The organism is Sphingomonas sp. Mn802worker, assembly GCF_000382485.1.
Lineage (GTDB): Bacteria > Pseudomonadota > Alphaproteobacteria > Sphingomonadales > Sphingomonadaceae > Sphingomonas.
The window spans coordinates 186,362-209,543 of the sequence record NZ_AORY01000015.1; the positions used below are offsets into that span (position 1 = coordinate 186,362).

21 protein-coding genes, 1 pseudogene and 1 riboswitch are annotated in these 23,182 nt (G+C 68.5%); of the genes and pseudogenes, 14 read left to right on the plus strand and 8 right to left on the minus strand.

The window, feature by feature from the left end; genetic code table 11:
* Both SMN802W_RS0114325 and SMN802W_RS17250 read left to right on the plus strand, forming a co-directional pair.
* Positions 1 to 1,209, plus strand: a complete 1,209-nt coding sequence (locus SMN802W_RS0114325; protein WP_019517610.1) for a glycosyltransferase family 4 protein — start codon at positions 1 to 3, stop codon at positions 1,207 to 1,209.
* Positions 1,210 to 1,219: 10 nt separating this feature from the next.
* Positions 1,220 to 1,909 (plus strand): PIG-L deacetylase family protein, encoded by a 690-nt coding sequence (locus SMN802W_RS17250; RefSeq protein WP_019517611.1) that lies wholly within the window; start codon positions 1,220 to 1,222, stop codon positions 1,907 to 1,909.
* A gap of 13 nt (positions 1,910 to 1,922) precedes the next feature.
* Here the strand turns inward: SMN802W_RS17250 and SMN802W_RS0114335 are convergent, their stop codons facing one another.
* The 4 genes from SMN802W_RS0114335 to SMN802W_RS0114350 form a co-directional block, all read right to left on the minus strand.
* Positions 1,923 to 2,957: a potassium channel family protein gene (locus SMN802W_RS0114335; protein ID WP_019517612.1), complete on the minus strand. Its 1,035-nt coding sequence runs from the start codon at positions 2,955 to 2,957 to the stop codon at positions 1,923 to 1,925.
* Between the two features lie 5 nt (positions 2,958 to 2,962).
* Complete coding sequence (locus SMN802W_RS17255; RefSeq protein WP_019517613.1) at positions 2,963 to 3,568, minus strand: OmpA family protein; 606 nt, start codon at positions 3,566 to 3,568, stop codon at positions 2,963 to 2,965.
* Complete coding sequence (locus SMN802W_RS0114345) at positions 3,565 to 5,418, minus strand: cation:proton antiporter (protein ID WP_019517614.1); 1,854 nt, start codon at positions 5,416 to 5,418, stop codon at positions 3,565 to 3,567. The genes SMN802W_RS17255 and SMN802W_RS0114345 overlap by 4 nt, the downstream gene beginning before the upstream one ends.
* A 103-nt stretch (positions 5,419 to 5,521) precedes the next feature.
* Positions 5,522 to 7,171: a Na+/H+ antiporter gene (locus SMN802W_RS0114350; RefSeq protein ID WP_019517615.1), complete on the minus strand. Its 1,650-nt coding sequence runs from the start codon at positions 7,169 to 7,171 to the stop codon at positions 5,522 to 5,524.
* Positions 7,172 to 7,449: 278 nt separating this feature from the next.
* Here SMN802W_RS0114350 and SMN802W_RS0114360 point away from each other — a divergent pair, with 278 nt between their 5' ends.
* The 9 genes and pseudogenes from SMN802W_RS0114360 (at position 7,450) to SMN802W_RS0114405 (ending at position 16,968) form a co-directional block, all read left to right on the plus strand.
* Positions 7,450 to 7,650, plus strand: coding sequence for a hypothetical protein (locus SMN802W_RS0114360; RefSeq protein ID WP_019517616.1), 201 nt, complete (start codon positions 7,450 to 7,452; stop codon positions 7,648 to 7,650).
* Positions 7,651 to 7,663: 13 nt separating this feature from the next.
* The gene (locus SMN802W_RS0114365; RefSeq protein ID WP_019517617.1) at positions 7,664 to 8,038 is read left to right on the plus strand and encodes a hypothetical protein; all 375 of its coding nucleotides are present in this window, start codon (positions 7,664 to 7,666) and stop codon (positions 8,036 to 8,038) included.
* A gap of 93 nt (positions 8,039 to 8,131) precedes the next feature.
* Positions 8,132 to 8,349: riboswitch (cobalamin riboswitch) on the plus strand.
* 180 nt (positions 8,350 to 8,529) lie between these two features.
* Positions 8,530 to 10,512 (plus strand): TonB-dependent receptor plug domain-containing protein, encoded by a 1,983-nt coding sequence (locus SMN802W_RS0114375; RefSeq protein ID WP_019517618.1) that lies wholly within the window; start codon positions 8,530 to 8,532, stop codon positions 10,510 to 10,512.
* Between the two features lie 2 nt (positions 10,513 to 10,514).
* On the plus strand, positions 10,515 to 11,996 hold the full coding sequence (locus SMN802W_RS0114380; protein ID WP_019517619.1) for a PepSY domain-containing protein: 1,482 nt from the start codon (positions 10,515 to 10,517) through the stop codon (positions 11,994 to 11,996).
* Positions 11,997 to 12,306: 310 nt separating this feature from the next.
* A pseudogene (locus SMN802W_RS17260) lies at positions 12,307 to 13,029 on the plus strand (phage major capsid protein); the annotation flags it as partial.
* A gap of 38 nt (positions 13,030 to 13,067) precedes the next feature.
* Positions 13,068 to 13,715 (plus strand): GTA baseplate fiber-binding domain-containing protein, encoded by a 648-nt coding sequence (locus SMN802W_RS0114390; RefSeq protein WP_443209012.1) that lies wholly within the window; start codon positions 13,068 to 13,070, stop codon positions 13,713 to 13,715.
* A complete protein-coding gene (locus SMN802W_RS0114395) occupies positions 13,708 to 14,205 on the plus strand; it encodes a DUF2793 domain-containing protein (protein ID WP_019517622.1) in 498 nt (165 codons plus the stop codon). Before SMN802W_RS0114390 ends, SMN802W_RS0114395 begins: the two co-directional genes overlap by 8 nt.
* Before the next feature lie 114 nt (positions 14,206 to 14,319).
* Positions 14,320 to 15,447, plus strand: a complete 1,128-nt coding sequence (locus tag SMN802W_RS0114400; RefSeq protein WP_026326159.1) for an OmpA family protein — start codon at positions 14,320 to 14,322, stop codon at positions 15,445 to 15,447.
* Between the two features lie 147 nt (positions 15,448 to 15,594).
* Entirely contained in the window at positions 15,595 to 16,968 is a 1,374-nt protein-coding gene (locus SMN802W_RS0114405; RefSeq protein WP_019517624.1) for a glutamate--cysteine ligase, read from the plus strand.
* A gap of 31 nt (positions 16,969 to 16,999) precedes the next feature.
* Here the strand turns inward: SMN802W_RS0114405 and SMN802W_RS0114410 are convergent, their stop codons facing one another.
* Both SMN802W_RS0114410 and SMN802W_RS0114415 read right to left on the minus strand, forming a co-directional pair.
* Positions 17,000 to 18,307 carry a methyltransferase family protein gene (locus tag SMN802W_RS0114410; RefSeq protein ID WP_193378591.1) on the minus strand — a complete coding sequence of 436 codons (1,308 nt, stop codon included), beginning with the start codon at positions 18,305 to 18,307 and terminating at the stop codon, positions 17,000 to 17,002.
* A gap of 59 nt (positions 18,308 to 18,366) precedes the next feature.
* Positions 18,367 to 18,996, minus strand: a complete 630-nt coding sequence (locus tag SMN802W_RS0114415) for a DUF2585 family protein (protein ID WP_019517626.1) — start codon at positions 18,994 to 18,996, stop codon at positions 18,367 to 18,369.
* A 41-nt stretch (positions 18,997 to 19,037) separates the two neighbouring features.
* On the opposite strand from SMN802W_RS0114415, the gene SMN802W_RS0114420 reads away from it, so the two are divergent.
* From SMN802W_RS0114420 to SMN802W_RS17265, 3 genes are all read left to right on the plus strand, one after another.
* Positions 19,038 to 19,412 carry a winged helix-turn-helix domain-containing protein gene (locus SMN802W_RS0114420; protein WP_026326160.1) on the plus strand — a complete coding sequence of 125 codons (375 nt, stop codon included), beginning with the start codon at positions 19,038 to 19,040 and terminating at the stop codon, positions 19,410 to 19,412.
* 61 nt (positions 19,413 to 19,473) lie between these two features.
* Positions 19,474 to 20,595 (plus strand): NADH:flavin oxidoreductase/NADH oxidase, encoded by a 1,122-nt coding sequence (locus SMN802W_RS0114425; RefSeq protein ID WP_019517628.1) that lies wholly within the window; start codon positions 19,474 to 19,476, stop codon positions 20,593 to 20,595.
* 19 nt (positions 20,596 to 20,614) lie between these two features.
* Positions 20,615 to 21,319, plus strand: a complete 705-nt coding sequence (locus SMN802W_RS17265) for a phosphatase PAP2 family protein (RefSeq protein ID WP_019517629.1) — start codon at positions 20,615 to 20,617, stop codon at positions 21,317 to 21,319.
* Here the strand turns inward: SMN802W_RS17265 and SMN802W_RS0114435 are convergent.
* Positions 21,316 to 22,158, minus strand: a complete 843-nt coding sequence (locus SMN802W_RS0114435) for an HpcH/HpaI aldolase/citrate lyase family protein (RefSeq protein WP_026326161.1) — start codon at positions 22,156 to 22,158, stop codon at positions 21,316 to 21,318. The two genes, SMN802W_RS17265 and SMN802W_RS0114435, sit on opposite strands and share 4 nt — an antisense overlap.
* Positions 22,159 to 22,160: 2 nt before the next feature.
* A complete protein-coding gene (gene galE / locus SMN802W_RS0114440) occupies positions 22,161 to 23,171 on the minus strand; it encodes a UDP-glucose 4-epimerase GalE (RefSeq protein WP_019517631.1) in 1,011 nt (336 codons plus the stop codon).
* Positions 23,172 to 23,182 lie beyond the last annotated feature (11 nt).

The window sequence follows — 23,182 nt, forward strand, 5'->3', positions numbered from 1 at the left end:
ATGAGGGTGTGCTTCGTCTCGCGGCGGTTCTTTCCGGCGATCTCGGGCATGTCGATCTATGCGATCAACCTGCTGCGGCAGTTGGTGGCGCAGGGGCACGACGTGACGATGGTGAGCCAATATTACGGCGATCCCAAGCGCGCGCGCGTCTACGGCGGCGGCCCGCCTCCGCCGGTCGAGGGTGTTCGCGTCATCGGGCTGGAGGCGCTGGGCGAGCAGTCGGGCGGGGACTTCGAGCGCGATGTCGAGACGATGATCAGGGCGATCACGGCCGAGCACGCGCGCGCGCCGTTCGACGTGCTGCATGCGCAATATGGCTATCCGACCGGCTGGGCGACCCTGCTCGCGGCGGAGCGGCTGGGTGTGCCGTGCGTCGTGTCGATCCAGGGCGGCGACGGGCATTGGGTCGGATCGTGCTGCGACACGCACCGCGTCGCGATGGAACGCGTGCTCGACCATGCGGGTGCGCTGCTGATCGGCGGGAAAAGCTTCGCGCAGGAGGTGCACGACCGTCTGGGGACACCGATGGAGCGGTTCACGATCGTGCCCGGCGCGGTCGACACCCAACGCTTCACGCCGGGCGACCGCGCATCCGATGGCGTCACACGCTTCTTCTATCACGGCCGTGTCGATCGCCGCAAAGGCGTACTCGACCTGCTCCGCGTGCTGCCGGGTGTCGCGGGCCGGTGGCATTGCACGATCTCGGGCATCGGACCCGACGTGGACGCAGCGCACGCGCTTTCCGCCGAACTGGAGCTGGGCGATCGTGTCAGCTTCACCGGCTACGCCGACTATGACAGCGTGCCCGAGCGATACCGCGACCACGACGTGTTCGTCTCGCCGACCTATGCCGAGGGGTTTTCCAACACGATCCTGGAGGCGATGGCGAGTGGGCAGGCGGTGTTGTCGTGTCGTGCGGTCGGGGTGACTGACTGCATCCGCGACGGTGAGAACGGATTGCTGGTCGAGCCGGGCGACGTGCCCGCACTGACCGCGGCGCTGTCGCGGCTCGTCATCGATAACGGCTTGCGTGAGCGGTTGGCGGCGGCGGGACTCGCCGAATGTCGTCGCGTGTACAGCTGGCACGCGGTGGGCGCGCAGATCGCGGGTATCTACGAGGACCTGCGCGGTAGCCAGCCCGCCAGGGGCATCGATCCGTACATTGCGATGACGCCATGCCGTTTCCGTGCCGAGCCGCACCTGTTGTGAGCGTGGCGGCATGACCCACATCGTCGCGATCTCACCGCATCTGGACGATGCCGCCTTCTCGGTCGGCGGGCTGCTCGCCGCGCGGGCGCGGGCGGGCGTGCGGGTGACGATCGTCACCTGCTTCACCGGGAACGTCGCGCGGCCTACCGGTTTTGCGCTGGCGTGCCAGCTCGACAAGGGATTGTCGGCGGACCTCGATTACATGGCGCTACGCCGCGCAGAGGATATCGCGGCCTGTGCGGTGATCGGCGCACACGCGGTTCACCTGCCGCTATTGGAGGCGCCGCACCGCGGCTATGCGAGCGCACCCGAGTTGTTTGCCGCGCGACGTGCGGACGACATGATGCAGGAGCCGCTGACCGAGCAGCTTGAAGAGACGATCGACCGGTTGCGGCCGGACGTGCTGCTCGCCCCTTTGGCGGTCGGCAACCACGTCGACCACTGGCTGGTGCGCGATGCGTTGAGCGCGATCGACAGGCCGATGTTGTTGTGGGAGGATTGGCCCTACCTGACCCGCGCCTCGCACACGCCCGTTGAAGCAGTGCGGGAGCAACATGTGCTGAGCGCGCAGGATCGGCATGAGCGCACCGTGATGTGCGCGGCCTATGCGTCGCAGATCGGCTTTCAGTTCGGCTCGGTCGAGAAGATGGAGGCGGCAATCGCGCAGGTGCGTGAGGAACGGCTCTACGACGCGGGGTGACGCCGGGGCGGGCTCAGCAGCGGCGCTCAACCTCTACGATCACGTCACCCGCCATCAGCGACGCGGCCTGCGGATCCCAGTAACCGTACGGCTCGGTCCCGCGATAGATGCGCAGGCCGAGCCCGGTCGTAATCGCGGACAAGGGCTGTCCGATCTCATCGGCGGTGACCGTGCGCTCGGTCAGCGACACGCGACCGCCCGCATTGGCGAGATCGGCGAGGTAATCGGCGATGTGCGGGCCGTGACGCGATCCGGCGAGCAGCAGGCCGGCGAAGCTTGCGGGGTTGATGACGGTGTTCGCGCCTGCCTGCCGTGCCAGCACCTCGTTGTCCTCCGACCGGATCACGACGCTGATCGGCACATCAGGCGCGATGCGGCGCGCGGTCAGCACGATCAGGATCGAGGTGTCGTCGCGTCCGGCGGAGACGAGGATGCTGCTCGCCTGGCTGGCGCGAACCGCCTCCAGCGTGACGTTGCGGGTCGCGTCGCCCTCCATCACCACCGTGCCCGCGGCCTCGGCGGCGGCGGTCGCCTCGGCCCGCGGATCGATCACCACGATCGTCTGCGGGTCGGCGCCGCGGCGGATCAGCTCGCTCACCGCCTCCTCGCCGCTGGTGCCGAAGCCGGCGACGACCGTGTGCGCGTTCAGATTGCGTTGGATCGAGCGCATGGTCCATTTCTCCCAAACACCGCGCAGCAGGAATTGATAGGCCGACCCTAAAAAGATCAGCCACACGAACAGCCGGATCGGCGTCACCACGAATGTGTCGAACAGCCGTGCGCCGTCGGTCACGGGCACGATGTCGCCGTAGCCGACGGTGGTGATGGTGATCATGGTGAAATAGATCACGTCGACCACGCTGATGCGGCCGTCGATGTTGTCGCGCAGTCCCTCGCGTTCGAACCAGTGTCCGGCAAGCGCGATGCCGATCAACCCGGCGACGAGCAGCACGCGCCAGGCGAGCGCCGCCCAGCTGGGCGCGGTGTTGCGGCGCAGGCGGGGCGCGGCGCCTCGACGCGGGATGGGGCGACGGACAGGACGCGCCATGCGGATCAGTCCTGCGCGTTTGTGACCGGCTGATCGGCACCAGTCGTCGGCGGGGCCGGTTCGGTGGTCGGCGCGACGATCTCGACGTCGACGCGGCGGTTCTTGCGACGGCCGGCGGGATCGTCGCTGCCGTCGAGGTTGACGTTGGGCGCAGCGGGGCGGCCCGAACCCAGCGCGACCACGGTGATGCGCGCGGGGTCGACCTTGTGCGCGACGAGATAGGCGCGGACCGCCTCCGCCCGCCGCCCCGACACGCGCAGGTTCGCGGCGGCGCTGCCGTCGTTGTCGCTGCTGCCGCGCAGAACCCAGCGCGCGTCCGCCGGCAGCGCCGGTGCGGCAAGCAGCGCGTCGAGCGCGGCGCGTCCCTCGTCATCCAAGGCGGCACCCTGTTCGAACAGGATCGTCGCACCGGTCGGCGGCGGTGACACCGTGGGCGTAGGCTCGGGCTTGCTTGCCGCGATCACGTCGGGCTGCATGATCGATTGCGCCGCGGCGCCATTGTCGAAGCCGGACGATGGCGTCGGGGACGGTTTCGGCGCCGGCGCGGGCGCGCGCACGTCGCAGGCGGCGAGCAGCAGCAGCGTCGGAAGCGCAAGTCGCAGCCTGTTCATGCGGTCATCTCCTCTGTCTGGCGGGGCGTGTCGGCGGCACCCAGCGGCCTCCAGCCGGTTTGGTCGATCCGGCTGCGCGGCACGTAGAGCAGCACGGTGTCGCCGGTCGACGGCGTCGGTGTCGAGGCGTGCGAGAACATGCGCAGCGACCCGTCCTTGCGCAGCAGCAGCAGCGGGCCGCCATCCTCGGGCAGGCTCCGCGCCGCGCCGGCGAAGTCGGCGGCGTCCTCCACCTCGGCAGCGGCGAAGGTCCAGCCCGCGCGCTCGCGCATTGCGACATCCTCGACGCCCAGCCCGGAGCGGAACATCGCCCGGCCGCGCAGCGCATCGGGCAGTCGTCTGGGATCGTCACCCGCGGCGTCGCCCAACTGGTACACGTTGTCGCGGCCGAGCTCGGGGGCGAATTCGCTGCACACGAGCGCGTTGTACGCCTCGTTCTCGGTCGTGGCGGCGAGCAGGCCGAATTGTTGCAGGTCGAGCTGTTCCTCGGTCGCCTCGGCCAGGATTTCGCCGTGATAGGTCGGCACCCCCTCGGCCCGGGCGGCGCTGAGCCGCTGCCAGCTGGTGTCGCTGATCGTCACGCCGATCCCCAACGTGCGCAGTGCGCGCGCGAGCGACAGGCTCCAGCGGGTCGAGCCGACGACGAGCACGCCGCGCCCGCCCGCGGCGGTGAGCCCCAGCGCCCTGGCGAAAGGGGCGATCGTAAAGCCATGCGCGACGATGGTGGAGGCGACAACCGCGAACGACAAGGCGACCAGCGTACCGCCGTCGCCGTAGCCCAGGTCATCGAGGCGGAGCGCGAACAGTCCGGTGATCGCGATCATGACGACGCCGCGCGGCGCGATCCAGCCGATCAGCAACCGTTCGCGCCACGGAATACGGCTGAATGACAGGCTGAGCAGCACGGTTGCCGGGCGCACGACGAACAGCAACGCGACGAGGAACAGCCCGAAACGCCACTCGAACTGGCGCAGCACGCCGAGATCGAGCGAGGCGGAGAGCAGCACGAACACCCCCGATACGAGGATGATCGTCATATTCTCCTTGAAGGTCAGGAAATCGCGCAACGACGCCAGCCGCATGTTGGCGAGCGCGACGCCCATGACGGTGACCGCGAGCAGCCCGGTTTCCTGCTGGATCGCGTTCGAGCCCACGAACGTGCCGATCACTGCGACGAGGATCACCGGCGCCTTCAGATATTCGGGCACATAGCCGCGCGGCAGCGCCCAGCCGAGCAGCCGTGCGACGCCGTAGCCGAGCAGCCCCGCGACCGCCGCGGCGGCGAGCAGGCTGAGCAGGCTTTCGAGGATCGTCGCGCCGCTGCCGGCCTGGCGCAACACCTCATAGGTGACGACCGCGCAGAGCGCGCCGATCGGATCGTTGACGATCGCTTCCCATTTCAGGATCGCGCGCGGGCGCGCCGCGACGCTGGATTGCCGCAGCAGCGGCAGGACGACCGTCGGGCCGGTGACGACCAGAATGCCCGCGAACAGGATCGCGACCGGCCAGACGAGCCCCGCGACATAATAACAGGCAAGCGCGCCGAGCACCCAGCCGAGCGGTACGCCGATCAGCACCAGCCGGTGCACCGCGCCCTCGGCATGTTGAAGTTCGCGCAGGTTGAGGCTTAGCCCGCCCTCGAACAGGATCACCGCGACGGCCAGCGATACTGCGGGTTCGAGCAGGTGGCCGAAATCCTCCGCCGGCCGGATGAGGCCGGTGGCCGGGCCGGCGAGCAACCCCGCGACCAGCATCAGCGCAATCGCGGGCAGGCCGGTGCGCCACGCGATCCACTGCGCGCCGATGCCCAGCAGCCCGACGAGCGCCAGCACGAAGGCCAGATGATTCATTGCAACTCCCCCGCCACGCCTTTGGCGCGATCGTTGAACAAGGGACGGATGCTCGGCTTTGTTCCGACAGGCTTGCGGGCGGTCACATCGATGCCCCTAGCGCTCACGCACCGAGCCGCGTCAGTCGTGCGTCGGCGAGGTCGAGTTCGCGCCCGAGCTGATCCGCCAGCGTGTTGCTGATCTCGCCGCCGCGGGCGAGCGCGAACGTGGTCGCTCGTTCGGCGCGGATGCCCGCGAGGCGCAGCGTGCGCTCGATCGCGGTCAGCTGCGCCTGCTGCGACCGCTCGTCCTCGTCGCCCGTGATGCTGTCGATCCGTTCGCGGTACTGGTCCATGATCCGCGCCGCGATCTCGGTCGAGCGATCGGCGTCGCCGTGTTCCTCGGCCATCTGGTGCTGCACCCGTTCGATCTCCGCAATCGCGGCCTTCGCGCCCTTGATGCGGGCGCGGTCGCGTTCCTCCGCTGCGCCCTCGTCGACGGGCAGGTGCAGCCCGCGCAGCAGCAGCGGCAGGCCGACCGAGGCGATCACGAGCGACGCGAGGATCACGCCCGAAGCGAGCAGGATCGCGAGATCGCGCGCCGGGAAGGGCGAGCCGTCGTTCATCGTCATCGGCAGCGTCAGCGCACCCGCCAGCGTGATCGCGCCGCGCGCGCCCGCCGCCGACATCGCGGCGATGATCCGCTGCGGCGGGCTGGCGGTGTTCGTTGCACCGGCGCGACGCGCGCGCAGCAGCGTGAAGCGCAGCGACACCCACACCCAGGCGAAGCGCAGGGCGCCGAGCGCGGCGACGATCGCGCCGACGTAGAGCAGCAGCCACCACATGCTGTCATGCCCGGTGACCGCAATCGTTTCGCGTGCGCGGTGGACCAGATCGGGGAATTGCTCACCCAGCAGCACGAAGATGACGCCGTTCAACGTGAACTGGAGCATGTCCCACACCGCGCCGCGCCTGATCCGCGCGGCGGCGCCGAGCGCGACGCCGCTGCCGGCAAAGGACATCGCGATCCCCGATGCCGCCGCCGCGAGCACGCCCGAGGCGTGGACATGCTCGGCGAGCAGGTAGGCGCCGAACGGGATCAGCAGGCTGACGAGGATGTTCGAGCCGGTGTCGTCGCCGAAGCGGTCGGCGAACAATGCCTTGCCGCGCACGGCAGCCCAGGCGGTGGCGACCCCGATCGCGACGCCCGCCAGCGCCATCCACGCGAAGGTCGTCGCCGCGCTGCCGAGCGAGAAGGTACCGCTCAACGCCGCCGCGATCGCAAAGCGCAGGCAGACGAGGCCGGACGCGTCGTTGAGGAGCGATTCGCCCTCAAGGATGTGCATCATCCGTTTGGGCACCGTCACCTTTTGCGCGACCGCGCTGACCGCGATCGGATCGGTCGGCGAGACGATCGCGGCGAGCGCAAAGGCGACCGCGACCGGCATCGCCGGGATCAGCCAGTGGATGAACAGTCCGACGCCCAGCACGGTCAGGAACACGAGACCGAGCGCGAGACCCAGGATCGCGCCGCTGTCGCGGAACAGTTCGTCCTTGGGGATGCGCCAGCCGTCGAGGAACAGCAGCGGCGGCACCAGCAGCAGGAAGAAGAGCTCGGGATCGAGCTCGACGCGGATGCCGGCGAACAGGCCGATCAGCGCGCCGAGGCCGATCTGAACGAGCGGGCGCGGCAGGGCCGAGGGCAGCAGGCGCGAGACGATGCTGCTGGCGACAACCGCGAGCAACAGGAAGAGGCACAAGGTGACGACGTTCAATACAGGCTCCGGTGGTTGGCAGGTGCCTTGTACTGCGATTGCGCGCGAGGTCACCCCCGCGGAGGGTTTCCGTTCATTGCCGGGGCGGCGCGACCGCAGCGTCGATTAGGCGCTTGCGGCAAGGATTTCGCCGCCGACGTGCGACCGCGACGTTTTGGGATCGATCGGGGCGGACAAACGCGGCATAACGATCGTTCCGGCGTCGTCGTGTCGCCGTGTGCAGCCCCGTCGCGTTCACGGCTGCCGAGCCTGCGCTGTACCCTGTCGTTCGGAGAAGCATGACTGCCCTCGATGCCCTGCACGCCGCCCCTGCCGAGGTCCGCGCGGCCGCGCTCGACCTGCTCGATGCGGTATCGGCGCCGTTGACCGAGCGGCAGCTGGTCACCGCGTTGCGGCAGGGCGGCCTGGGGCTGCTGGAGGCGCGGCGCGTTGCGCGGGGCTTGCGCAAGCTGGACCTGATCGCGGTGACGCGGCGGTGATGGAGGACCGGGCGTGACCGCGGGATCAGGGAGCGGAGCGGCGGGCGAGTGGGACGGTGCCGCGGTGCGCGCCTGGCTCAGCGGTCGTGTCGCCGCGGCGCGGGCGGATCAGGTGACGGCGCAGCGGCGCGGGCGGGACGGCGAGGACGATTGCGACGTGGCCGCGGCGGAGGAACTGGTCTGCTCCCATGTCGACAACGCCGCCATGACCGCGACGCAGGCGGGCTTCATCGTCGCGCTCGACGCACTGGCCCATCGCGACGATTACATCTGGCGCGGCGTGTATGACGACCGCCGTTTCGACCGCCACGTCCGGGCTGCGGTCAGAAAGGTGCGCCGGATGGCGAAGGGCAACACCGGGTTCGACCGCCGCTCGCACTATCAGTGACGGTGCGCGGCGCAGGGCACAGCGTCTGATACGATCTTGCCGGGCAGCGCGTGCGCATCTACGGTGACGCCGTCCGTGGTGTTTTTCGCCGCGGACGAATGATCGCGCCGGTGCCTCGACGAGAGGCTTAAAAGGGAACGCGGTGAAGGCGATGCGTCGCCCGAAGCCGAGGCTGTCCCTGCAACTGTAAGCGGTGAGCGCGATGCACAGGCTCCCTTCGCGGGGGCAGCCACTGGGCCGAAGGGCCTGGGAAGGTGTGCATCAAGCGATGACCCGCGAGCCAGGATACCTGCCGGCGTCTGGTCGCTCTTGCCCTGGCCCAGGGGATGGCCGCGGCACGGTGAACCCGTCTGAGCGACGAACGAGCGGCGGGGGCCGCATCGGATACGTGCGTCGGTCGCGAAAGGGCGTCCGGGCGGCGCGCGTGGCCGACCGTTCGCGCGAACGGCACGCCCCGGCCCGACGTCGACGACGCCGATGGGGGGTTATACATGACGATACATACCGTTTGGCGGGTCGCGATCGCGTCCGCCGTTCTCGCTGCCGCGATCGATGCCGCGTGCGCGCAGGTGACGCCGGACACCGACGACATCCTCGTCACCGGCCGGAGCCTGGAGGAAACGCTGCCGCAGGAGCGGGCACGCTATGGCAGCGACCTGGCGATCGTGACCGAGGAGCAGGTCAAGGAGAGCGGCGCGGTCGATGTCGCGACCGCGCTCAGCGCAATGCCGGGCCTGTACGTCCAGCCTGCGAACGGGCCGTTCAGCTACGTCGACGTGTCGTTGCAGGGATCACGCACGCAGGATGTTTTGTGGACGATCGACGGCATCCGCATCAACAACCGGCTGTACGGCGGCACCTCGCCCAACGACACGCTGCCTGCGAGCATGATCGAGCGGGTCGAGGTGCTGCGCGGCGGCGAGAGCCTGTTCTACGGCACGCAGGCCGCGGCGGGCGTGATCAACGTCATCACCCGCGGTTTCTCCGATCGGCTCGGCGGGCAGGTCGATGCGAGCGTCGACAGTTTCGGCGGCACCGCGCTGAGCGGTTATGTGCGCGGCGGCGCGGGCGGGCATCAGTTCGTCGCCTGGGGATCTTACAACCGGTCGGCGGGCTATCAGCCGTTCAGCCGGATGGAGCCGAGCGCGACCGACCGCGCGCGCGGGTATGACCTGTGGTGCGCCGGCGGCAAATACCGCTACGATCTGGGCCCCGAATGGCAGGTGAACCTGCAATACATCCATACCGAGGCCAAGCTCGACAATCTGGCGGTGACGCGCACGCGCGAGAGCCGCAACGACCGCAACGAGGAAACCGCCAGCGCGCGGCTCGACTATGTCGGCAGCGACGCGGTGCAATTGTTCCTGAAGGGCTATTACCACGATTGGAGCACGGCCTATGTGCAGATCCGCAACCGGATCGGCGGCGGCGCGCCTGAGGTCGTCTATCCGGCCGGTACCTTCTGGGGGTTCAAGGATTACGGCGGCAGTGCGCTGGCGCAACTGCGCCTGCACCGCGGGCTCGAATATCTGATCGGTTACGATTTCCAGCAGTTCAACGGGCGCGACGACGTGCTGCTGATCGGCGCCACCAATGAGCGCGTCCATGCCGGCACGTTCCAGGTCCGCACCACCGACGATCTGTCGCGGCGCGCCCGCGCGTCGGCCGGGTTGCGCTACAACGACGGTAGCGGATCGCGGAAGACGGTGTGGAACGTCACCGGACGGTTCGACGTGAACGACGGCCTGTACCTGCAAGCGAACGGCGGCACCTCGTTCCTGCTGCCGAGTGCGTCGCAGCTGTACCAGATCGATCCATGCTGCGAGCGCGGCAATCCGAACCTGCGCCCGGAGGAAAGCCTGAGCGTCAACGTCGGTGTCGGCGGGTCGATCGCAGAAGGACGCGTGACGTGGCAGGCGACCGCGTTCGCACGGCGGATCGATCGGCTGATTTCGATCTCGCACGACGATCCGGCCTATCCCGATGGCATCTACAGCAATTCCGACGCGCGCGTGAACGTGCGTGGTGCCGAGGCGCAACTGGGCGCGGTGCTGGGCGCGGCGTGGCACCTGGATGCCAGCTACACCTATGTGCAGGCGCGCAATCGCGGATCGGACGTGCAGCGCGATCGCACGCCCGAGCAGCTGGCGCGGGGTTCGGTCGCGTGGCGGCCAACGACGCTGCCGGTCGGTGCAAATGCGTCGGTGAACTGGGTCGGCGATGCCTTTTCGACCGCGAGCGGTTTCGGGCGGCGCAACTACGGTGATTACGCATTGGTCGATGCGGGGCTGCACCTGTTTCCCGATGCGGAGCGCCGCCACCGCTTCGACCTGTCGGTGGAGAATGTGCTCAACCGCGCTTATGCCACGCGCGGCTTCCAGTCGGCGGTGCCCGACAGCGGCGGCGCGCGCTTCCTGTACTTTGCGCGCGGCGTGCCGCGGACGCTGCGGGTCAGCTACGGGGCGACGTTTTGAGGGTGCCGCGCGGCGTGCTTGTCGTGCACCGGTGGCTCGGCGTTCTGGTCGGCGCGGTGATGACGATATGGTGCCTGTCGGGCTTCGTCATGATGTACGCCGATTATCCGCGACTGACGGGTGAGGCGCAGCTGCGCGGGCTCGCGCCGGCGCGATCGCCCGACGCGGCGACGCTGGCGCGGGTGGAGCTGCGCGACGACGCGCGGCTCGCCTCGGTGCGGGTCGAGACGATGGCGGGGCGCGCGGTGCTGCGCGTCGTGCCGGCGGCGGTCGCCGAGCGGCGGATCGCGCAGCAGCGTGCCGCACCCTCGACGGTCGATCTCGGCACCGGCAGGACGCTGACGACAGTCGGGCGCGCGGACGTACGCCGGGTCGCCGAGACGTTTGCGCGGGAAAGCGGGATCGCGGGAGGGGTGCGCAGCATCGCCGCCACCGGCATCGACCAATGGACGGTGCAGACGTTCCGCCGCAACCGGCCGCTGTACCGCGCCGATTTCGCCGATGCGGCGGGAACGACGATCTACATTTCGGGGCGTAGCGGCGAGGTCGTGCAGCACACGACGCGGCGGGAGCGGTTCTGGGGCTGGCTGGGTGCGGTGCCGCACTGGCTCTACCCGACAATGCTGCGGCAGGATGGTGCGGCATGGGCGCAGGTGGTGATCTGGACCTCGCTGCTCGGTTGTTTCCTGACCGTGACGGGATTGTGGGTCGGCGTCGCACGGCTGCGCCGCGGGCGCGACGGGCGACTGGCGTCACCATACAAGCGGCTGTGGTGGTGGCATCATATGGCCGGGCTCTTCTTCGGCGTGCTGGTGCTGACCTGGGTAGCGAGCGGGTTGCTGTCGATGAACCCGTGGGGCTTGCTCGGCCGCGACGCGGGCGGTGCCGCGCGCGAACGCTTGTCGGGCGCGATGCGCTGGGGCGACGTGCGAGCGGCGATCGGTGCGATGACCGCGCTGCCGGCGGACACGCGCCGGATCGAGAGCGCGCCGCTGAATGGTCGGGTGTACCTGCTCTCGGTGGATCACGCCGGAGTCGCCACGCGCTTCGATGCGGCGGCGCAAGTCGCGGCGCTGCGGCGCGAGGACATCGTCGCGGCGTTGCGGCGCGGGCCCGCACTCGGCTCGTTGCGGCTGATCGCGGAGGAGGACAGCTATTACTACGGACACAAGCGCGCGGTGACGCTGCCGGTGTGGCGCGCGATCCTGCGGGATGCCGAGACGACGCGGCTCTACATCGATCCGGAGACGGGCGCGCTGATCCAGGCGGCGAACCGCGATGCGCGGCTGTTCCGCTGGTTGCAGGACGGGGCGCACCGGCTCGACCTGCCGGGGTTGCGCGCCCGGCCATATTGGGACGTGATCGTGCTGGTGTTGCTGTCGGGCGTGACGATGGTGTGCGCGACGGGGATGTGGATGGGGCTGCGCAAGGCGAAGCGCGACATGCGACGGTGGTTACGGTTGCGGCGCCGGCGGGTGGCGTAGCGACGACCGCGACGCGTGACGGGTGCCGATCAGGCTGGCGGTCGGATCGTGCCGTCGGACGGGGACGGCCGAGCAGGGGCGGCGCGACAAAGTGCTTGACAGCGTGACGCTGTTTGAGTACATAACGTGAACATCGAGATGATGCGACAGCGGGCCGGGCGGCGGGGTGACACACTCCACTGCGCCGGCCCGTTGTTGTTTGGTTAGCCTCGATATGCATGGGAAGCGTGCCGGACGGCGGGGATGCGCGCGCGCAGGTGGGGGTCGGCAGCGGTGTGTATCTGAGACGGACCATCGATCGAGCCGATGTATGCGCGTCGAGCGAGCGGTGAATGCCGGCACGCATCTGACGTGCGAGGTTCAACGTAGAAAAGGGGGGCGGCATGCGGCGCTGGGCGCGTTCGACGGTTTTGTCAGGTCGGGGGCGGTGATCGAAACCAAGGCGTTCACCGGGGTGACCGGGGATGCCGGCGGTTACGCGATCCCAAAGGAGATCGACGCGGTGATCGATGCGACGCTGAAGAGCGCCAGCCCGATCCGCGGAATCGCCAGCGTGGTGCAGGTGGGATCGGCCGGATATCGCAAGCTGGTGACGACGGGGGGCACGCCATCGGGCTGGGCGGCGGAGACCGATGCGCGGCCGGCGATGGCGACGCCGGTCTTCGCCGAGATCGCGCCGCCGATGGGCGAGCTGTTCGCCAACCCCTCGGCGAGCCAGGCGATGCTGGACGATGCATTGTTCGACGTCGAAAGCTGGCTGGCGGGCGAGATCGCAGCGGAGTTCGCCAAGGCGGAGGGCGCGGCGTTCGTGAACGGCAACGGCGTCAATCGCCCGCGCGGGTTCCTGCAAGCCGCAACGAGCAATGCGGGCGATGCGACGCGCGCCTTCGGGACGCTGCAATATCTCGCTAGCGGGGCGGCGGGCGATTTCGGCAGCGGCGCGCCCGATCGGTTGATCGATCTGGTGCAGAGCCTGCGCAGCCCCTATCGGCAGGGTGCGTGCTGGGTGATGAACGCGTCGACGGCGGCGCGCAGGCAAGCGTGATCGAGGTGACGCTGCTGCACGACGGCATGGTGTTGCAGAGCGCGGATGCGTCGGGGCTGGCGCGTGGTGACAATCTGGCGCTGCTCGGCGACGAGGTGATCCAGTTCGCGCGCGCCGAGCAGGTCGCGTCGGCGCTGTGGCGGCTGTCCCGATTGACCCGCGGGGTCGGCGGCAGTCCGGCGCAGGCCCACGAGCCGGGTACGCGGTTCGTGCTGCTGGCGCGCGAGTCGCTGCTGGTGGTGGCAGACGGCGCGGTGCGACTCGGCGATCGCGTCCGGGTGAGCGCGCAGGGTGTCGGCGACAGGGACGAGCGGGCGGGTTCCGAAACTTTTCTGGACGGCCGCTCGGTCGCGCCGCTTGCCCCGGTTCACCTGCGCTGGACCGCGAGACCGGATGGCGGTGCGACCGTCAGCTGGACCAGACGCAGCCGGGTCGGCTGGCGCTGGAACGACGGCGAAGTGCCGTTAGGCGAGGAGCGCGAAACGTACCGCGTCGTCGTGTCGAGCAAGTTTGGGGAGCGCGTCGAGATGCTCGCCCAACCGGCGCTGACGATCACGCCGGCGGAGGTCGCGGGCGGGAACGTACGCGTCACGGTCGCGCAGGTCGGCACGTTCGCCACGTCCCGCATCGCCGTCATCGATCAGCCAACAGCGAAGGGAACAAATCATGAGTGAGGACGCGACGCCGCGCCTTGGTCTGCCAGTGTTGCATTTCGGCCAGGCGGCGAAAGAACAGACGCACAATGAAGCACTTGCGCTGCTCGACATCGTCGTGGCGGGTGTCGTCGAGGATGTCGGGGTCAACGTGCCGCCGGCTGATCCCGCAGTCGGGCAATGCTGGATCGTGGGCGACGAACCGGTCGCGGAATGGGCCGGCAATGCGCGCGCGATCGCGGGCTGGACCGATGGCGGGTGGCGTTTCGTACCGGCGACACCAGGGCTGTCGGTGTGGTGCACGCAGCGCGCGCGTCGCGTCGCGTTCGCCGGTGAATGGGAGGACGGCGTGGTTCGCGCGCGTCGCGTGATCGTCGACGGCATTCCCGTAATCGGTGCCCGCCAACCCGCGATTGTGGCACCGGTGGCGGGCGCGACGATCGATGTCGAGGCGCGCGTCGCGGTCGACGCGATCCTGAACGCGATGCGGGCGCATGGGCTGATCGGCTGATCCAAAAGTGTGTTGTTCCTGCCACAGTCAGCTATTTTGATCGCTTGTGTGGAAACCAACGCTCGGATAGTGGGTTTGCGCTGTCCGTAGTGACACCAAGGAAAGGGGAATAGTATGCGGAAGCTTGCCATAACTGTGGCGCTCGCTTCGACCGCGCTCGCCTCGCCCGCACTGGCCCGCGACAAGGCGTGGTACGTGGGCGTTGAGGGCGGTGCGATGATCGTCGAAGACATCGACTACAACGTGAACGGCGGCGCCAACACGACGCTGACCGGTCAGACCACCATCGACCACAATTACGGTTACGACGTTGACGGCGTGATCGGTTACGATTTCGGCGCGTTCCGCCTCGAGACCGAGGTCGGTTATCGCTCGGCGACTGTTGACGCGATCCGTTCGTCGGGTCGTATCCCGGTCGGCCCGAACGCCGGTCAGTCGGTTCCGGCCGGCAGCTACGACTATGCAGGCGGCCGCAGCTCGGCGCTCAGCTTCATGGTCAATGGCCTGCTGGACTTCGGTCCGGACGATGGCCTGCAGGGCTTCGTCGGCGGTGGTGCCGGTGTGGCACGCGTGAAGGGCAAGTACGCTCTGACCCGCAGCTACCGTCTGGTCGACGATTCGGACACCGTGTTCGCATGGCAGGCGCTGGCGGGTATCCGCGCTCCGCTGAGCGAGAACGTCGACGTCTCGCTGAAGTATCGCTTCTTCAACGCGGACAGCGTCAACTTGGTTGATGCGCGCGGCAGCAACTACGACGGCCGGTTCCGTTCGCACAGCATCCTGGGCGGCGTGACCTACAACTTCGGTGAGCCGGCAGCACCGCCGCCGCCTCCCCCGCCGCCGCCGCCGCCTCCGCCCGAGCCGGCTCCGCCGCCTCCGCCGGAAGTGGTCTGCTCGCCTGGTCCGTTCATCGTGTTCTTCGAGTGGGACAAGTCGGACGTCACGCCGGAAGCAGCGTCGATCCTCGACAACGCGGTCACCCAGTATCAGAACTGCAGCAACGCGCAGGTCATGCTGGCTGGTTACACCGATACGTCGGGTTCCTCGCAGTACAACGTCGGCCTGTCGCAGCGCCGCGCGGACTCGGTGAAGGCCTACCTCGCGTCGAAGGGTGTTCCGGACGGCGTGATGACCACGGAAGCGTTCGGCGAAACCCGCCTGCGCGTCCAGACCGCCGACGGTGTGCGCGAAGTGCAGAACCGTCGCGTGGAGATCACCTACGGTCCGGGTTCGGGCCAGTAAGTCGATCGTCACTGACGTACGAAAAGAGGGGAGGTCGGCGCATCGCCGGCCTCCTTTTTTCGTTGTGACTGAGGCAGGTCGGGCACTGCGCGAACGCCACCACACGCCCACTAGCGCTGTCGTTCATCCACGCGTAAGCGCGCGGGCATGACGACGAAGACCGTTTCGGACAGCAACGCAGCGGTCATCGGATCGCGCGACCAATTGATCCAACATTTCGCCTCGGGCGAGAAGCCGCAGAGCCGCTGGCGGATCGGCACCGAGCACGAGAAGTTCGTCTACGCGCGAAGCGATCACCATGCGCCGTCGTGGGATGAGCCGGCTGGCATCCGCGCGCTGCTGGGCGAGTTGGAGCAGCACGGCTGGCGTCCGGTCGAGGAGAACGGCAAGGTCATCGCGCTGACTGGCGCCGACGGATCGGTCAGCCTGGAGCCGGCGGGGCAGTTCGAGCTTTCGGGGGCGCCGCTCGAGCACCTGCACCAGACCTGCGCCGAAACGGGCCGCCACCTGGAGCAGGTGAAGGCAGCGGGCGAGAAGCTGGGAATCGGCTTCCTCGGGCTTGGCATGTGGCCTGACAAGACACGCGCCGAGCTGCCGATCATGCCGAAGGGTCGCTACGCGATCATGCTGCGCCATATGCCGCGCGTCGGCACGATGGGGCTCGACATGATGCTGCGTACCTGCACGATCCAGGTGAATCTGGATTATGCCAGCGAAGCCGACATGGTGAAGAAGTTCCGCGTCGGTCTGGCGCTGCAACCGCTCGCCACCGCGCTGTTCGCCAATTCACCGTTTACCGAAGGCAAGCCCAACGGGTTCCTCAGCTATCGCAGCCATATTTGGTCCGACACCGACCCGGCGCGGACGGGCATGCTGCCGTTCGTGTTCGAGGACGGGTTCGGCTACGAGCGCTATGCCGACTATATGCTCGATGTCCCGATGTACTTCGTCTACCGCGACGGGCAGTACATCGATGCGGCGGGGCTGAGCTTCCGCGACTTCCTGCGCGGCGAGCTGTCGGTGCTGCCGGGCGAGCGGCCGACGATCGAGGACTGGAACGACCATCTGTCGACCGCCTTCCCCGAGGTGCGGCTCAAGACCTTCCTGGAAATGCGTGGTGCCGACGGGGGGCCGTGGAACCGCATCTGTGCGCTGCCAGCGTTCTGGGTCGGCTTGCTGTACGACGACGCCGCGCTGGATGCGGCGTGGGATGTGGTCAAGGACTGGACGCTGGAGGAGCGGCAGGCGTTGCGGGACGCGGTGCCGGCGCAGGGGCTGTCGGCGCCGATAGCGGATGGCGGGCAGTTGCGTGACGTGGCCGGACGCGTGCTCGACATCGCACATGCCGGGTTGAAGGCACGCGCGCGGTTTAACGCGGCGGGTGACGACGAGACCGGCTTCCTCGACCCGCTGCGCGAGGTCGTGCGTAGCGGCAAGGTGCCCGCGGAGGTGCTGCTGGAGCGATATCACGGCGCATGGAGCGGCGACGTGTCGAAGGTGTACGACGAGGCGAGCTTCTGACGTCGGGACGGTCGTTCGGATGAGGACGCGCCTAGACTGGCGCGTGCTCTACCGGCGTGGCTGAGCTACCCCGCGCCCAGCGCAGGAAGCGCGGTACTGCACCGCGGCGGGCCATCCAGGCGTGATAGGCCTGGTAGTCGGGATCGAGTAGCAGGTGGCGCTCCTCGGTCTTCGCGCGCCAGAAATAGATGCCGCTGACCGCCGCCATCAGGATCGTCGCACGCACGGCGTCCGTCAGGCTGCCGGTGGTGAGGAACGGGATCGTCGATATCCACCAGAACAGGTTTTTCGACAGATACGCCGGGTGCCGCGACAGCGCATAGGGTCCGTGCGTCAGGATGCCGCGGTTGGTCAGGTTGGAAAATCGCAAACCAAAGGCGACGGTCGACCAGGCGTAGATGCCGGTCAGCACCACCAGCAATGCGCCGGTCGCCGCCAGCATCGTCGGATGTCCCTGCATCCAGTGCGTCCAGTCGGCGGTGCCGGGGCGATAATCGAACGGCCGTCCGTCATCCATCATGATGAATGGCGGGTAGCAGATGAGCGCGGCGGTCCAGCCGGCCATGAACGGGTTGGCGGAGCGGATATGCGCGTCGAGCGGACGCATCGTCAGCAGGTAGCCGACGGTCGCGAAGGCGACATCGACCACGAACATGAAGCTGATCAGCCAATTGGCGAGCGCGGTCGGCGAGCCGAGCAGGTTGGCGCCATCGGCGTCAACGAAATCGGCGAAGCCGGGCGGCACGATCGCGAGCATGAAGGCGAGAAAGAACGCCTTCACGCCCCAGGCGCGTAGGTGCGCGTAGATCGCCTCGCGGTCGGCGACCGCGGTGCCGGTGATCCAGGCGCCGAGCGACCAGGCGCCGTCGCGCGCATCGACCAGATAACGGTCGAGCCACAACACATAAGGGATCGAGGCCGCGAGCAGCCACGGCGCGGCGCTCTCCAGGCACCACATCGCGAAACGGTAGTTACCGTCCCAGTAAAACCGCCCGGTCATGTAGATGAGCGCGATCCCGGCCCAGGTGATCCACAGCCCGGCAAGCTTCACCAGACTGACGTCGATCGTCTCGCGCAGCGGTTTGGCATGCGACCAGTCGATCCCGGTCGACGCGCGGCGGTGGACCTTGTCGACCAACAGCGACCAAAGGATCATCGGCACCGCGCAGGCCGCGACGTTCATCAGCGCAGCATAAGTGCCGTCCATGCCGAAGTGTCGCGCGACCACGATCCAGGCGATCAGCCCGGCGAGCCCCGCCATGCCGACGCCGTGGCTTACCGCGCTGGTAGGGCGAGGATCGACGCGTGCGGCACCCGCAAGGGCTGAGTCGTGGAACATGGCCGTCGACATAGCCGTGCATTGGTAAGCGACACGTGAAGCACGCCAAACCACCACGCTCAGCCACCCGCCTGTTGCCATGCGAGGATGCGCGGATCGGGCGCGAGCAACATCAGCACGTTGAGCGTCAGATTGTCGTGGATCGTGGCGAGCAGCAGCAGCTCAAGCGCGATCGCCACCGTGATGCCGGTCCACACCGGCAGGGAACGTGCGAGCAGGAGGCCTGCGATCATGCAGGCAATGTCGCCGCCGGAGTTGAGCACGCTGTCGCCGGTGTAGCCGAGTGCGGCGATGACGCTGCGGTAGCGCTCGATCACGGTGGGCGAGTTCTCCGCCACCTCCCATGCCGCTTCGATGACGACGGCCACGAGCAGGCGTGTGCGCCCGTCGACGCGGCGCAACAGCGACCAGCCGGTGGCGTCGAAGAGCAAACCGTGCACGACGTGTGTCGCGCTGTAGGGATCGAGCAGTTGCTGGCTGTTCTCGGGCGAGGCCACCTGACCATGCCATAAAGCGATGCGCCCGCAGGTGCAGACCGCGCTGCGTCCCATCGCGAGCAGGACCACGGCCGCGAGCGCGATCACGCCAGCGATGGCCCAACATGTCTGCGCCGCGCCGTTCGTGCCTGATCCGCTCTCCCTGCGCGTCAGCGTAGCGCGCGGCGGCGCGAGGCGATATGCCGCAACCATGGCAGGGACACGCCCAGGTACGCGATGGTGAGGATGCGAGGGTGAGATTGGGCGCGCTCAAGCTCAAGCTGCAGCTCGTCTGCGGCGACGGGTTCGCGATGGGGCCGGGCAAGGCCGACCTGCTGGAGGCGATCAATCGCGAGGGGTCGATCTCGGCGGCCGGACGCGCGCTTGGCATGAGTTACCGCCGCACCTGGTTGCTGGTCGACGAGATGAACCGTTGTTTCTCCGATCGGCTGGTCGAGGCGGCGGCGGGCGGCGGGCAGAACCGCGGCGCTCGGTTGACGGCGGACGGGCGTGCGGTGCTTGCCGCCTATCGTACGCTGGAGGCAGAGGCGGCGGTGATCGCCGACAGCGAGGCGTATCACGCGCTGACCCGCACGTTGCTCGACGCACCGCAGCCGGCGCGAGCGTGAGCAGGACGGCATCCCTTCCGCCATCGGCGCGTTGGGGCCGCTCACCGAGAGAAGTAGACTTATGACCACCCCGACCTTGTTCACCCCGACGCAGGTCGGCGGCCTGTCACTCGCCAACCGCATCGTCATCGCGCCGATGTGCCAATATTCGGCCGTCGATGGCTGCATGACCGATTGGCACCTGATCCACCTCGGTCATCTGGCGCTGTCGGGTGCGGGCGTGCTGACGATCGAGGCGACGGCGGTGGTGCCGGAGGGGCGCATCACTTACGGCGACGTCGGCCTGTGGAACGATGCGACCGAAGCGGCGATGAAGCGGGTGCTGGACGGCGTCCGTGCCTATTCGAAGATGCCGATCGCGATCCAGCTGGCGCATGCCGGGCGCAAGGCGTCGACCGAGCTGCCGTGGACCGGCGGCAAGCAGATCGCGGCGGCCGACGCGAACGGCTGGCAGACCGAGGCGCCGTCGGCGCTGCCCTTTGCCGAGGGTGAGGCCGCGCCGCATGCGCTGACGCGCGCGCGGATGGATGAAATCCGCGATGCCTTTGCCGAGGCGACGCGGCGTGCGGCGCGGCTCGGGCTCGACGCAGTGCAAATTCACGCCGCGCACGGTTATCTGCTGCACGAGTTCCTGTCGCCGCTCTCCAACACCCGCGACGACGATTACGGTGGCAGCCTGGACAACCGGATGCGCTACCCGCTCGAAATCTTCGACGCGGTGCGCGCAGCATTCCCGGCCGACAAACCGGTCACGGTGCGCGTGTCGGGCACCGACTGGGTCGACGGCGGCTGGGACGTGGATGGCACGATCGCCTTTGCGAAGGCGCTGGAGGCGCGTGAGTGCGCCGCGATCCATGTGTCGAGCGGCGGGCTCGATCCGGCGCAGAAGATCCCGGTCGGGCCGAACTATCAGGTGCCGTTAGCGCGCGCAGTGAAGGCGACAGTGTCGATGCCCGTCGTCACGGTCGGGCTGATCACTGACTTCGAGCAGGCGGAGGCGATCGTCGCGACGGGTGACGCCGACATGATCGCGCTTGCGCGCACGATCCTCTACGATCCGCGCTGGCCCTGGCATGCGGCGGCAGCGCTAGGCGGGCGGGTGCGCGCGCCGAACCAGTACCTCCGTTCGCAGCCGCATCGCTTCAAGGACCTGTTCGACGAGGCCGATGACGACACCTATTGAGCGCTGACAAGGCTGAGCGATGACCAACAATGTAGCTTCGATTGCTCCCACGCTGACCGCGGCCGAGCCTGCGCAAGAGGTGGGTGGCTGGCATCTGCCTTCCGTCCTTCGTGCGGCGGGGCTGTGCGCCGGTGCGATTGCGCTGTTGCTGCTGATCGGCTTCATGCTCAGCCGGCACGCGTTCGAGTTCGACCTCGCGATCAGCAATGCGCTGCGGGGGTCGGGTCCGGCGTGGCTGCGCCATGCGATGGCGGACGTGACCGCGCTCGGCGGCGGCACGGTGCTGACGATCGTCACGATCGGTGCGGTGGCGCTGCTGGTCGCGCAGCGGCTGGCGTTGACCGCCGGCATGGTCGCGGCGGCGGTAATCACGGGAACGGCGAGCAGCAACCTGCTGAAGCTCGTCTTCCAACGGCCACGCCCGCCGATCGCCGATCGGCTGATCCAAGTATCGGGTGACAGCTTTCCGAGCGGTCATGCCGCCAATTCGGCGCTCGTCTATCTGACGCTCGCCGCATTGGTGACGCAGGTGACGCCGGGGAGGGCGACGCGCAGCACGGTGTTGATGCTGGCGATCATCCTCGTCGGCGCGATCGGTACCAGTCGCGTTTACCTGGGCGTGCACTGGCCGTCGGACGTACTCGCCGGGTGGAGCTACGGCACGCTGTGGGCGATCGGCTGGTGGCAGATCGCGCGGAGGACGCGGCCGCTGCTGTCGCGCTAGACGCCGGCGAGCGCGAGCAGGCGCTGCGCCGCCTTCAGGTGCGGCGCATCAACCATCTTGCCGTCCAGTTGCAGCGCGCCAGCGCCGGGGTTGGCCGCGAACAGGTCGACGACCGCGCGCGCGTGCGTGATCTCCGCATCGCTGGGTGAGAAGGCAGCGTTGATGACCGGCACCTGCGCCGGGTGGATCGCCATCATGCCGGTGAAGCCGTCGCGCCTCCCGCGCGCAGCATAAGCGGCGAGGCCGTCCAGGTCGCGGAGGTCGGGGTAGACCGTTTCGATCGCGGGCACTCCGGCGACGTGCGCACCGAACAGCGTGAGCGCGCGCACCATCTTGTATGGGTCGGTGTAGCTGCCATCCGACTCGCGGCTGGTCGACGCGCCGATAGCCGCGGGCAAATCCTCCGCGCCCCAGGTCAACCCGGCGAGGCCCCCATGCTCATCGACGCCGTCGTAGTCGCCGAGTGTGAAGACCGCGCGCGGCGTCTCGCTCGCGATCGGCAGAATCAGATAATCGCCGGGCAGGCGTCGGCGCAGTTCGGCGATCGAGGCGCGCCCCTCCGCCTTGGGCAGCACCACGCCCGCCATCGCCGCGCCGTCGAGTGCCGCCAGATCGTCGGCGATGAAGTCGCCGTCGAGCGGATTGACGCGGACGAACAGCGTCGCATCGGCACTGCGCATGTCGACGAACGCGCGCACCGCGCGGCGCGCCGCTGCCTTGGCGCTCGCCGCGACCGCATCCTCAAGGTCGAGGATCAGCGCGTCGGCACCGAGCGACAGCGCCTTCTCCATCCGCTCGGGCCGGTCGCCGGGGACGAACAACAGTGAGCGTAGCCGCACCTTCAGCGTCCCATCTCGGCGAGCTTGCGCTCCCACGCCAAGGCATCGCGGACGATCCCGTCCAGGTCGGCACGTGTGGGCGTCCAGTCGAGCGTGGCAAGGATCGCTTCATTGTTCGCCACCAGCTCGGCCGGGTCGCCGGCGCGGCGTCCCTCCATCCGCCGCTCGACGCGCATGTTGGTGACGCGATCTACCGCGTCGAGCACCTCCAGCACCGAGAAGCCGCGGCCATAGCCGGCGTTGAGCGTCACGCTCTCCGCCGGGTGCTCAACGAGCCAGCCGAGTGCCGCGACATGCGCCTCGGCGAGGTCGCTGACGTGGATGTAGTCGCGCACCCCCGTTCCGTCACGCGTGGCGAAATCCTCGCCGAACACGCTAACCGCGGCGCGCCTGCCGGTCGCCGCCTCGACCGCGATCTTGATCAGGTGCGTTGCCCCCACGGTCGATTGTCCGCTGCGTCCCTGACTGTCCGCGCCCGCGACGTTGAAGTAGCGCAGCGCGGCGTAGTTGATCGGGTGTGCCGCCGCGACATCGCGCAGCATCGCCTCGCTCATCAGCTTCGACATGCCATATGGGTTGATCGGCACCGTTGGATCGGTTTCGGCGACGGGCACGCGCTCGGGCGTGCCGTAGGTCGCGGCAGTCGAGGAGAAGATGAAGTGCGGCACGCCCGCCTTCACCGCGCTTTCGATCAGGCTGCGCGTCGCCGCGGTGTTGTTGCGGTAATATTTAAGCGGATCGCTGACCGATTCGGGCACCACTACCGATCCGGCGAAATGCATGATCGCGCGCACATCATGGTCGGCGAGTACGTCGGCGACGCGGGGGTCCTCTACCGCCATCTCGACCAGCGTCGCGCGCGGATCGACCGCCCAGTCGAACCCGGTGACGAGATTGTCGAGCACGACCACCTCGTATCCTGCGTCAAGCAGCGCCAGCACCGCGTGGCTGCCGATATAGCCAGCCCCGCCCGTCACCATCACCTTGCCGTCCAGCGTCGCTGCCTGCGTCATGCCAGTCTCCC